8 protein-coding genes are annotated in these 13,424 nt (G+C 40.1%); all 8 read left to right on the top strand.

What is annotated here, in order from left to right; genetic code table 11:
• Positions 1–106: 106 nt before the first annotated feature.
• Entirely contained in the window at positions 107–829 is a 723-nt protein-coding gene (locus ABS766_RS08885; protein WP_408084784.1) for a GntR family transcriptional regulator, read from the top strand.
• A 1-nt stretch (position 830) separates the two neighbouring features.
• On the top strand, positions 831–1,742 hold the full coding sequence (locus ABS766_RS08880) for an ROK family protein (RefSeq protein ID WP_408084783.1): 912 nt from the start codon (positions 831–833) through the stop codon (positions 1,740–1,742).
• 142 nt (positions 1,743–1,884) lie between these two features.
• Complete coding sequence (locus ABS766_RS08875; RefSeq protein ID WP_408084782.1) at positions 1,885–4,908, top strand: SusC/RagA family TonB-linked outer membrane protein; 3,024 nt, start codon at positions 1,885–1,887, stop codon at positions 4,906–4,908.
• A gap of 11 nt (positions 4,909–4,919) precedes the next feature.
• The gene (locus tag ABS766_RS08870) at positions 4,920–6,491 is read left to right on the top strand and encodes a RagB/SusD family nutrient uptake outer membrane protein (protein WP_408084781.1); all 1,572 of its coding nucleotides are present in this window, start codon (positions 4,920–4,922) and stop codon (positions 6,489–6,491) included.
• 19 nt (positions 6,492–6,510) lie between these two features.
• Positions 6,511–7,719 carry a glycoside hydrolase family 76 protein gene (locus tag ABS766_RS08865; RefSeq protein ID WP_408084780.1) on the top strand — a complete coding sequence of 403 codons (1,209 nt, stop codon included), beginning with the start codon at positions 6,511–6,513 and terminating at the stop codon, positions 7,717–7,719.
• 7 nt (positions 7,720–7,726) lie between these two features.
• Positions 7,727–9,499 (top strand): class I mannose-6-phosphate isomerase, encoded by a 1,773-nt coding sequence (locus ABS766_RS08860; protein ID WP_408084779.1) that lies wholly within the window; start codon positions 7,727–7,729, stop codon positions 9,497–9,499.
• A gap of 205 nt (positions 9,500–9,704) precedes the next feature.
• Positions 9,705–10,931: a SusE domain-containing protein gene (locus ABS766_RS08855; RefSeq protein ID WP_408084778.1), complete on the top strand. Its 1,227-nt coding sequence runs from the start codon at positions 9,705–9,707 to the stop codon at positions 10,929–10,931.
• Positions 10,932–11,049: 118 nt separating this feature from the next.
• Positions 11,050–12,711, top strand: a complete 1,662-nt coding sequence (locus ABS766_RS08850) for a T9SS type A sorting domain-containing protein (RefSeq protein WP_408084777.1) — start codon at positions 11,050–11,052, stop codon at positions 12,709–12,711.
• Positions 12,712–13,424 lie beyond the last annotated feature (713 nt).

The following is a 13,424-nucleotide window of genomic DNA, read 5'->3' as shown; positions in this document are numbered from 1 at the left end:
GTTTGCTTAAAATTTGTATAGCGAAAAGTATAACTTTAGAATATTAAATTTATATTCGTATTTTTGCTTTGTTCCTACAAAAGGACAAACATTCAAAATTTCGCTCTTGGAACTAAAAATAGATCATTATAGCCCTGTACCGCTCCATATTCAGGTGGAGCAACTTTTGCGTTCATTAATTGATTTGGCAGAATACAAGAACGGCGCGTTCTTGCCCAGGGAGGTGGAACTGTCGCAACGCTTAGGAGTATCACGCAATACCATCAGGCAGGCGGCAAACAAGCTTGAAAATGAGGGTTTAATTACCAGGAAAAAGGGTGTTGGTACCAAGGTTGCGTCTAAGGACATTACGACTAACCTTAGCGAATGGCACAGTTTTACGCAGGAGATGAGCTCAATGGGTATACCATTTAAAAACCTTAAGCTTGAGGTAGAATGGACTACGGTAAACCAAAAGATAGCCAATTTTCTGAATATTGACGTTGATACTAAGATTTTGAAGTTAAGCAGGTTAAAAGGAACTGATGAGCCTTTTGTGTTTTTTGAAAGTTACTTTCAGCCACGTATAGGGTTAACGGGCAAGGAAGATTTCCAGAGGCCGTTATACGAAATATTAGAGCAGGATTACCTTTGGACGCCGTCTGTATCCCGTGAGAAAATAAAGGCGGGTAGGGCAGGCAAATTTGCTACAGTTTTAGGTATAGATAAAGATGAGCCTATTTTAATAAGGGAGCGTTTTGTGCTGGATCCGGGAGACAGGCCGTTAGAATACAATATAGGTTACTACCGTAACGATAAGTTTACATATTCAATAGAAATAAGAAAATAACATGTATAGTATAGGAGTTGACATCGGCGGAAGCCACATAACAAGTGGTATGTTTGAACATTCAAACAATCATATTATCGAAGACTCACTTGCCTTTGCAAAGGTAAATGCGCACGCACCTAAAGGTGAAATTTTAGACGCTTGGTTTGATGTAATTTCGAAATCGATTGCGTCTAGAAGCATTTCGGAAATACAAGGTATTGGTATTGCCATGCCGGGCCCTTTTGATTATTACAACGGTATAAGTAAGATGCAGAATGTAGATAAGCTCGACGCATTGTTTGATGTAAACGTAAGGAACGAACTTGCGGCACGTTTAGAAATAGATCCTTCAAAAGTAAGGTTTATAAACGATGCTACCGCATTTTCGGTTGCCGAAACGCGTATAGGTAAAGCATCGGCTTACACCAGGACAGTGGCAATAACATTAGGTACGGGTTTTGGTTCGTCGTTTGTTGTAAACGGGCAGCCTGTACTGGATGGCGAGCTGTTGCCTAAAGGCGGATTTTTATACAACCAGCAGCATAACGGCCAGTTTGCAGATGATGTATTTTCAACGCGCGGAATACTAAAATACTATACTACTTTATCCGGTAACTCAGTAAAAAATGTTCAGGCACTCTGCGGCCTTGTCGATACAGATCCTAATGTACAGCCGGTATTTAACTGGCTTGGTAAAGAGTTAGGGCAGTTTTTACTCCCTTATCTTCAAAAGTTTGGTGCCGAAGTCTTGGTAATAGGCGGAAATATATCTAAAGCGTATTCTTTTTTTGGCCCGTCACTTACTGAGGCATTACCTGATATAGAGATATATGTTTCAAAGTTTGGTGAAGAAGCTGCGATAATAGGTGGCGCATTATTGCTTGATGACGCTTACTACGACGAACTTTTACCTACGCTGAAAATTATGTAAGTTTTGCTGTTAATGTTGTTAAATCCACGTGTTAAAGCAACATATTTAAATAATGTAATTATTTTTTAATAATTGTTGAAAAATAATTGATTAAAATTTTCAAGTGTATATTTTTTTTATAATTTTACATATGTTCAAACATATGTACTTAATCGATATAGCCATGCTAAAAAAACAACTCAAATTATTGGTCATCCTCTTTTTCCTCGGATTTGTGGCAAATGCGCAAAACCGTAAGTTAAGTGGGTCTATAGCCGATGCTAATGGCCCGTTGCCGGGAGCATCTGTTGTAGAACAAGGAACATCGAACGCTGCAACCAGCGACATTGATGGTAGTTTTCAAATTCAGTTAACTACAACTCCTGCCGTTCTTATAGTATCATATATAGGATACGCATCAAAAAGAGTAACGGTAGAAAATCAAACGACTGTTAACATCGTATTGGATGCCGATGTGAACCAGCTTGATGACGTGGTGATTGTTGGTTTCGGAACCAAGAAAAAAGTAAACCTGACCGGTGCGGTAAGCGAAATTAGTGCTTCGGATATCGACGGAAAGCCGGTTGTCAATGCATACCAAGCCTTACAGGGTGAGGCATCTGGACTTATTATACAGCAAAATACTTCGGCACCGGGCTCAGTATCATCTATCAATATCCGTGGTGTAAACACTATAAACGGTAATACACCGCTGGTAGTGGTAGATGGTGTTCCCGGTTCGTTAAACAATATTAACCCTAACGATATACAAAGTATTTCTATCCTTAAAGATGCCGCATCTGCATCTATATATGGATCCCGTGCTGCAAGCGGGGTAATACTTGTAACTACTAAGAGCGGTAAAGAAGGTAAACCTAAGTTTGTATACTCAACCATGTTTGGCATGCAGGAAGCTACTAACTTCCCTAAGTTTGCTAATTCATGGCAGTATGCTACCCTGCGAAATGAAGCACTTGTAAACTCAGGTATGGCGCCGGCGTTTACCCAGGAGCAGATATTAGGCTTTAAAGAAAACGGTCCTAATGTAAACTGGAACGAGGCTTTATATAAAGATTTTGCAATGCAATCCAGCCATAACCTTTCACTAAGTGGTTCCGATAATGGACTTAGCTACATGGCTTCATTAGGTTATGTAGACCAGGAGAGTATGTTTAAGGGGCCTGACTACGGCTATCAAAGGTATAATGCAAGGATGAACTTTGATAAAATTGTAAATGATAAACTTAAGGTTGGCGGTCGTATGTCGTTTGCCCGAAATGACATAAAGGACCATGCTTATTATACTGATTTTATTATAGAACCTACCGTGCGTACACCGCCTATATATAATATAATAGACGAAGACGGAAATTATACCCTTGTGAGCGGCAGTAACTCTAACCCGCTTGCGCAGTTAAAAGAGGGCGGGTCTACAAGATATCAAAATGATGAGGTACTGGCTACTTTTACCCTTGATTATGAACCGATAAAGAATTTAGTATTGCATGGTGTAATTGGAGGTAATGTGGTAAGTAATAAAATGCACCAGTTCCGCCGCTCTATTGCCTATGTTTATCCTGGGGGTGGCAACAATCAAAACTCGGTTTCCGATAGCTACAGCCGTACCCTGTACATCAACCCGTATCTTACGGCTACGTACAAAAAAACATTTGCAGAAAAGCATAATTTTGATATAATGGCAGGTACATCGTCAGAAACTTCTAAAACAGAGTTTTTTGGAGTAACTGGCCTTAATGTACCGGGCAATAACTTCGGAGTAATTAATAACACACAGGAATTACAGCGAAATGGTACTTACGGGTCTGGTAACGAATGGTCTATCAGTTCATTTTTTGGCAGGCTGGGATATAATTTCTCCGACAGGTATTTGTTTGAGGCTAATTTAAGGTATGACGGTTCTTCGCGTTTCTCTACCGAAAACCGCTGGGGTGTTTTCCCTTCTGTTTCTGCAGGATGGGTGGTAAGCGAAGAAGCCTTTTTTGCACCACTTAAAGATATTGTTTCTTTTGCAAAAGTGAGGGCGTCATGGGGCCAGGTAGGTAACCAGGATATAAACGACCTTTATGGCTACCAGAGTTTAGTAAGTACGTCTAGTAATGTTTACTCGTTTGGCGGAGGTTCTGCACAGGGGGCATATTACTCGGTGTCTAACGGTAACCGTACATGGGAAACTACTACGATGAAAAACATCGGCGTAGACTTCTCTTTCTTCAATAAGAAACTGGATCTGTCGTTTGACGTATTTGAGAACCTTACCGAAGATATATTGCTGCAACTTCCTGTGCCTGCTACTTACGGTTTGGGTCAGCCCTTTCAAAACGCCGGGTCGGTTAGCAACAAGGGCTGGGATATTTCTGCCGGCTACAGGTTTCAAACCGGCGATTTTAACCATGGAGTAAAATTCAATATCTCTGATACCCAAAATATTGTTGAGAACTTCAGGGGCAGAGAATACATAAATGGTTCTGACGTGCAAACAATACTCAAAGAGGGTTATCCTATTAACTCATACTACGCGCTTTGGTCTGACGGATTTTATAACTCTGCAGAAGAAGTTGCGCAAAGTGCCACGCCTATATTTGCCACCAGCGTAAAACCGGGCGATATTAGGTATGTAGACCGTAACAACGACGGTAAAATTGATTATGAAAACGACAGATTTATTTTTGGCAACGCGTTCCCAAGATATACTTATGGGTTTACCTATGACATTAACTATAAACATTGGGACTTTTCATTCTTTATACAAGGTGTAGGAAAAAGGCAGCAGTGGCTTAGGGGAGAAATAGTAGAGGCATTTCATAACAATAATGAAGGTCCTGTGTTAGAAAGCCACCTGGACCGCTGGACACCCAATAACCTTGATGCTTCTTACCCGCGCCTTACCGTAGGTTCAGAATCTATAAATAATGCCGCACGCTCTGATTTTTATATACATAATGCGCAGTACTTAAGGTTAAAAAATGTACAGTTGGGCTATACGCTTACAAGAGAAGATATACCTTTTGCCGGTATAGAGAGCTTTAAAATATATGCCACTGGCTTTAACCTGCTTACGGTAAGCCCACTTACAAAATTTGGTGTAGACCCGGAAGCCGTAGATGCCAGTGGCAGGGCATATCCTGTAGCAAGGGTATGGTCTCTGGGGTTAAACGTGAATTTTTAAAAAAAATGATTATGAAAAAATATACTGTACTGACGTTTATTTTACTGGTGATTTTTGGTTGTTCGTCTGACCTTGACTTAGCACCGGTAGATTCTCAAAGCGAATTGAATTTCTGGAAAACGGATGAAGATGCCCGTATTTTCTTAAACTCAATGTATGCTGATTTGATGGATGATGATACTTATTTATTTCTTAGTGCTTTATCTGATGATGCGTATAGCAAAGGCCGTGAAGATTACCGCAATATTGGCAGCGGAAACTACGATCCCTCTAACAGTGTTGTTACCGGTTTCTGGTCTGCAAGGTACGAGGGCATCCGCCGCGCTAATATTTTCTTTAATAATATAGATGATGTTACCGATATTACCGAAACAAACCGTACCGCCTATAAGGGGCAGGGGAGGTTTATACGTGCGTGGCATTATTTTTACCTTATAGAGCTTTACGGCGATGTGCCATTAGTGCTTGATGAAATAAGTATTGAGCAGGCATTGGTGCTAACCCGTACACCAAAGCAGGAGGTGCTTGATTTTATATACAGCGAACTGGAACAGGCTATAGAAGAACTGCCACAGAGCTATCCTGCTACCGAATCGGGCAGGATAACCAAAGGCGCAGCGATAGCGTTTAAAGCCAGGGTACATTTATATAATGAAGATTATGCCCAGGCAGCGGCACTATCAGAGCAGCTTATAGGGCAGTATTCTTTATTTGGCAACTATGCAAATTTATTTAAACAGGCTAATGAGGTAAACTCTGAAATTATACTAAGCTTGCAATATATACCTACCAATAGGGAGCATGATATACAATATTCACTAATACCACCATCATTAGGCGGGTATGCAAACTTTTCTCCGCTGCAGGAGTTGGTAGATGCCTATACCATGATTAACGGATTGCCAATAGACAACCCTGCTTCGGGTTATAACGAGCTAAACCCTTATGCAAATAGGGATCCCAGGTTATCGGCATCAATAATACATAATGGTACGGTCCTTACAAATTTCAGTGGTGCTCAGGTTACCATTAATACCACACCCGGATCATCGCCCGATGGCTTAAACTTTTCGTCAAATTCTACTCCTACAGGGTATTATGTAAATAAATTTTATGATAACCAGGCCAGAAACCAAATCTATTCAGGCACAAACCTCATTTTAATACGCTATGCCGAAGTATTGCTAAACTATGCCGAGGCTAAGATAGCGTTGGGCACATTTAGCCAGGCAGACTGGGATATGACTATAGGAGCTATCCGACAGCGTGCGGGCCTTGAAGCAAGCGCGTTGGAATATCCTGGCGGCACCCAGGCAGAATTAACACAGCTGGTAAGAAATGAAAGAAGGGTAGAGCTGGCATTTGAGGCAGGCCACCGCTTTTTTGATATCCGCAGGTGGAGAATTGCTGATGAAGTGCTAAATGGCTGGGCGCATGGTATTAAAACTGATTTAAGCCCGGAAGATAATGGCTATATAAGGGTTGATTTTAGAACATTTAATGAAGCGAGGCATTATTTATGGCCTATACCACTGAGCGAAAGAGATATTAATCCAAACCTTTCGCAAAATCCTAACTGGTAATAAGAAACAATTAATGATTATGAAAACAAAAATGATGAATGTTGTAGTTTTAGCATTAGCTTTCGCTTTCGCGTGTTTTGGGTGTAACGACTACCCGTCTCCCGAAGAACAAATGATTAATAATGGCGAGGGCACAGATACTACAGGTACCTCAATTAGCTATAAAGAAAGGGCAAAACTTACTTATGATATGATACAAACGCACTATGCCATAGGTGATTTGTACCGCGAAAACTTTCCTGCGCAGAGCGGAGACAACAACCAGTACAGCTATTTATGGCCCTATGTGGGTATGCTAACCGCTGGAAATGTATTGTTTGAGCTGGGCTATGATGAGGCAATTTTAAATAAGGAATTTGGCGGCCTTGAGGCATATTACGATAGCAGGCCAAATTTGCCTACCTACCAAGCTTATGTGACAGCTATACAAAGTACCGACCATTATTATGATGACAGTGCCATTGTTGCCATGGAGCTTATTGATGCTTATAAAAACACAAACAGCCCCTTTTATCTGGAGCGCGCAATTTCTGTTGCAGAGTTTATAATGTCTGGCGAAGATGATGTGCTGGGTGGTGGCCTGTACTGGTTTGAAGGGCAGAGCGCCGGTTGTAACTCCGGACCTAACTGTATAAAAGCGGCTAATACCACAGCATATGCATCATTTGTTACGGCAGAGTTGTATAAGCTTACTAATAACCCTGTGTATCTTAATTTTGCTAAGAGAACATATTTATGGAATTACAACACACTTCGCGATCCTGGAGATAACCTGTATTATAACAGCAAGCACATAACTACACAGCAAATTGATGCCACAAAATGGACGTATAATGCGGCGATGATGATTATGGCGGCTGTAGACCTTTTTGAAATAACAGGAGATCAGTTGTATATTACACAGGCTACGGCTACGGCGCAGTCGGCATTTTCAGAGTGGACCAGCGTGCGTAACGACAGGTTATTTTACCCGGCTAACGATTCGTGGTTTAATACAGAATTAATGACATCGTATATAAGGCTTACCGAACATGTTCCGCAGGCCGACCAGTACGTTCAGGTATTTATCAATAACCTCGATTATGCATGGGATCATGCAAGGAACAGTCAGGGGCAGTTTTATGAAGACTGGTCTGGTAACAACCCGGGCAGGTATTACTGGCTGCTACATCAGGCTGCTTTAGTAGAAGCGTATGGAAGGGCATCGTTGTATTTAAATGAAGAATAAAATAATAATGGAGACTACACAAACAAAAATCAGGGAGACAAGCCAGTTTCAATTGCCGGTTACTAACAAGCCATCGGTAAGCGGATATGATATTTATCCGGTATTTTCTATTCCGGATGGTACAATAACTATTGGTTATGATACCCTGGCAAAAGAACTTGCCCAATATAAATGCGTTAAAATAGACGGATATGTAGGTATACGTTTTGATGATGTAAAACAACAGCTTAATGATGCTTTTTTAGCGATGGGACAGGAACCTACCTGGATTAATATAGAAAGCGCGCTTAAGCCAAAGCATGAAATTGATGAAATGATTGCTCCTTTTTTAGGCGGCGACGATCCTGTGTTTGGTAAAATAACAACCCTTGAGCTTAGCGACTTTTATAACGCTTCTGCACTTAATGAACTGTGCAGCCCACAGCATGAGGGTGGTATGGTAATATACTATGGTATAGGCGCGCATATGCTTCCGGTAGAGGCCAAAATGGTTTATTTTGATATTAGTAAAAACGAAATACAATTCAGATCAAGGGCAGGTTCGGTTACGAACCTGGGCGCCGGCGATGCCTTTGACCCTAAAAAAATGTACAAGCGCTTTTACTTTATAGATTGGTTAGTGCTTAATAAGCATAAAAACAATATTAAAACAGCTATTGATTACCTTGTAGATGGGCAACGCACAGATGAAATCACCTGGACCACCGGAAACACATGGCGCGACAGCATTGCTAAGCTTTCCAAAAGTCCTATACGGGTAAGGCCTTGGTTTGAACCTGGTGTGTGGGGTGGTAGCTGGATAAAAGATAAAATAGAGGGGCTTGAAAAAGATGTACCTAATTATGCATGGTCTTTTGAGCTTATTGTGCCGGAAAACGGTATCATTATAGAGAGCGCAGGTATATTGCTGGAGTATTCATTTGATTTTTTAATGTACAATGCTGGCAAGAATGTATTAGGTACTGACTTTGATACCTATAAATATGAATTTCCCATCCGTTTTGATTTTCTGGACACGTTTGACGGGGGCAACCTTTCTATACAATGCCACCCTCAGATGGAATACATGAAGCAGCATTTTGGCGAATCAATAACCCAGGAAGAAACCTACTATATACTCGATAAAAAAGACGACGCACTGGTATACCTTGGCTTTCAGGAAAATATTAACCCCGATGCGTTCAAGCAGGCTTTAGAACACAGTGCCGATAATGCGGTTGCCCTTAATATTAATGATTATGTACAGGCATTTAAGGCTAATAAGCACGACTTGTACCTTATCCCTCCCGGTACAATACACGGATCAGGAGAAAACAACTTGGTACTCGAAATAAGTGCAACCCCTTACATCTATACATTTAAAATGTATGACTGGGTACGCCTTGATATGGATGGCAAGCCACGCCCTATAAATATAGACAGGGGAATGGAAAATCTTGACTTTGAGCGCAAAGGCGACAGGGTAAGCGCCGAGTTAATATCTTCACCTGAAGTAATTGAAACGGGCGATGACTGGACGCTGGAACATTTACCTACACACGCTAACCATTTGTATGATGTGCACAGGTATAGTATTGGTACAGAAGTTAGGGTTGCTACTAATCAGAAAGCTCATGTACTTAGCCTGGTAGAAGGAGAGCATATCGAAATTATTGTTAATGGTGAAAGTGCAGTTTTTGCCTATGCCGAAACATTTATTATACCAGCAGCTTGCAATCACTATATAATAAAGAATAAGAGTGATAAACCTGCACTGGTTGTAAAGTCATTTATCAAGTAAATTTTTATGCCTCTACTTGCGCCACAAAGCATAATAATTTTATTTAACAAAAAAAAGTACATAAAAATTTGTTGAATACGCAAAATATATCCCATAATCTATTAAGTTTACAATGTGCAAACATTTGTACCTGATAATTTGGGATTATTGCCTATCTTTTACTAAATCGATTTAGAGAAACGTGTTTAATTTTAAATATGAACCCATGAAAAAAATAATTTATGTGTTTTTAACTCTAATTGTCGCTATAAGCAGCTCTTCCTGCTCAGATGACGACAACAATGGGCTTCAACCAGAAATAGCTGAAACGGGCAATCTGGTTACACCTTTGAATAATGCTGCCGTTACTATAGACACTCAAAGCGGAACACCGCTTTCGTTTTCATGGACACCGGCACAGGCTAAAGATGGAGGCCTGGTGCAGTATACAGTGCTTTTTGATATGATAGGTGGCGATTTTTCAGATCCTATATATAAAGCCGTTTCTAATAACAGTGGCACCGCGACAAGCTTGTCATTAAGCCAGGCCTATTTAAATGTTATTGCAGAGTCTGCCGGTATTGCACCGTTGGGCACAGGCCAGGTTATCTGGACGGTACAGGCCTCTAGTAGTTATTATGTACAAAAATTTTCAGAAACGTTTACCCTTACCCTTACCAGGCCGGAAGGTTTAGCTACGTTTCCTGAGTTTATGTACATTTATGGATCAGCTACAGAAGGTGCGGATATTTCAAACGCTGTCGCTTTTAAACAGCTAACGAATCAAATGCCTGGCGATAATTTTGACCCCGGTATGTTTGAATCTATCACTTACCTAAAAGGGGGGGAATATTATATTGCAAACACTAACGATGCCGAGACAGCATCTATTTACCATCTTAACGATGATAACAAAATTACATTTGGCAACCAACCTACGGCTTTTACGCTTGATGAAGGAGCTTACCGGGTAAGGATGGACTTAACGCACCTCACTATATCTTTTGAAAGAATTGAGAATGTGCAGCTTATAATAATGGCAAATCAATTGTATAAGGCACAGCTAACCTATGTGGGCAACCACGTGTTTGAAGCCACTAATGGTTATTTTGAGTTTCTTACACCAGGCGCTCCCGAAGCTCCGTCGTGGTTAGCATGGGAAGAAGAACGATATCGCTTTGACTTTGAATTAGATGGACAGTCTGCCGCACTTGGTAGCTACCATAATGCTGATATGAATGCCTCTGTAATAGAGGGTTATACAGCTTACAATGTGCGGCCAAACGGAAGTCAGCCAGCATCATACTATAACACTTACTTTTTAGCACCTGGGGTAACACAGTGGGAAGGCGCATGGAAATTTCCGGATGCCTTTAATGGCAATGCGTTTACAGTACGTATTGTTTTTGATCCGGCAGCAGACAGCTATTACCATGAACTGCAATTAAATTAAGAAAACCTTGGCAAAGGGGAACAAAACAATCGCTGTAAACAATTTTGTTATCAAAGATTTACAAAGCAGCGATTGTTTATGCCTTTATCGCCATCTTATTAATAACTAATAAATATTTATGATGAAAAATTACAATTTAACCGGAAAAATGATTGCCCTTATAGTGGCAGTAGTAATTTCCTTTCCTGTTCACGCTTTTGGTGACATAAGAGTGGTACCAAAAACAAAGAAAACCAAAATGGTAGATGGCGAAAATTTTGCCCACATGGCAGTAAGCTCTGGGTATAATGAAGATATCATTGCCAATGGAGTAGGGCCACTTAGCGCTACTGTAACAAACGATGCAGATAATGCTGACTATGTTTTTATTTCCCAAGGATTTCAACTCGATGAAAATGCTACACCAATAACTTTTGGGCTTCCTGAAAATGGTGTAATTTCAAACCTTACATCGCCACACACGTATCAGCTGGCGTCGTATTCGGCAAACAATACACTTCGTCTTACCACTATCGGCAGCGAGGGTACTTTAGAGTTTTCAAACGCGCAATCGTTAGAGAAGCTGTTTTTACTGGTAACGTCAAGCAACGGAGCAGATGTTACAGGAACCGTTAATTTTTCTGACGGTACTACTCAGGAAATAGGTACTTATTCAGTACCGGGATGGTTTTCGGCTTCAGGTTTACCTATGGTGGCTACTGGCGTTGGTCGTGCTAATATTGTAACTAACCAGTTTGACGATTTTGGCAATGCGCCAAACCTGTTTCAGATTGAAATTATGATAAGCGAAGAAAACCAGTCTAAAATGGTTTCTGGTGTAACTATTACAAAACAAAACGACGAAACTGTATTTAACCTTATGGGTGCAACAGGGCTTTTAGTAACACAAGCACCTGAAAATTCAGATTTCCTTACTATAGCATCGGGTTTTAACTATGATGTTGTTGCAAACGGCGTTGGCGCCATGAGTACTTCTACAACTAACGACGTAGATGATTTTGATTATGTACTTATTTCACAAGGCCTCCAGCTTACGGCAGAAGATACACCTATAACATTTGGTTTACCTGAAGACGGAATTATAAATAATATGGCGCCGGGTCCTGATTATCAATTTGGTTCTTATACTGCTAACAATGTGTTGCGTTTAAGCACAGGTGAGGCAGAAGGAACAGTAACATTTACTACTCCTAAAGCTACAGAAACGGTATACCTTCTGGTAACATCAAGCAACGGTGCTAACGTAGATGTAACACTTAACTTTGCTGATGGCACTACCCAGGAAGCAGGAGATTTTACTGTACCTGGATGGTTTTCTAACACCGGCCTTGAAATGGTTGCAACAGCAATAGGCCGCGGCAATATTGTTACAGGCCAGCTTGACAACTTTGGCAATGCGCCTAACCTTTTCCAGATTGTTATTCCGGTAGCTGAAGCTAACCAGTCAAAGCAGCTTGAGGGTGTATCTGCAACTATGGCAGAGTCTGAAAGCGTATTTAATTTATTTGCAGTAAGCGCGGTGTTAACTTCTCTTGCAACACAGGATTTCTCAATTGCAAATGCGAGTGTTTATCCAAATCCGGTAAAAGATATATTAACAATATCAGATACAAGTAACATCAATAATATTTCTGTTTACAGCCTTTCAGGTCAACTATTAAAAGAAGAGAGATCAAACATGTCTCAGGTTTCTTTTTCAGGATTAGCAACAGGTGTATATTTTGTAAAACTTACATCGGCTACCGGCAGCCAGAAAACGATAAAAGTAATTAAAATATAGTTTTTTAAAGACGAATTTGAAAACTAGCACATACAAGTCGAAAATAAATTTTATCATAACTTCTTAGTGTTTTTTTAGTTTATAATTAGATACAGTGAAGAATTATTAAAGAATATGATAGCTTTAAGGGATAGTCGAAAGATTATCCCTTTTTTATTGTGTATAGGACCATCCCCTTTGAACATTTACCGGTATTACGCGGTAACAGCACGTTTTCGCAATTATATCGAAATGGCATTAAGGAACAATTGCAGGGAAAAATAGTAATCAGCAAAAGTGGCCATGGCAAGATATTCTTCCCTTAAAGTTACTTATGTTTTAACATTGTAATTGCAATAGCTAATAAAGTATTTTTGATGCCCAATTTGAAAAACTATTAATTGTTATCTAAGCTATTATTTTTTGTTTATTAAACTATTCTTTCAGTCTGAAGGTTATGTGGATTTTGACAATGAGATTCGTATATTTACCATTAGCTTGAAACTAAGTATATAATCTTTTTGGGTACGCTTTAAGTAATTGTTCATACGATACTTTTTTGTGTATCACTATTCAGGACGAGACATTCATTAAATAGAGTCAAAATGGACACAAGGTGTTCGGCTGTGATCCCTTACAGCCCACCACAATTCACATTTATATCATTATAGAGTACATTAAACAATGGCAATCTCCAAGTTACGTATTTACAGGTTTTTTATTTTGTTCTTATA

Origin of the sequence: Flavobacterium rhizosphaerae, assembly GCF_046000445.1 — a bacterium.
GTDB lineage: Bacteria > Bacteroidota > Bacteroidia > Flavobacteriales > Flavobacteriaceae > Flavobacterium > Flavobacterium rhizosphaerae.
This window is presented reverse-complemented; position numbering and strand designations above follow the sequence as displayed.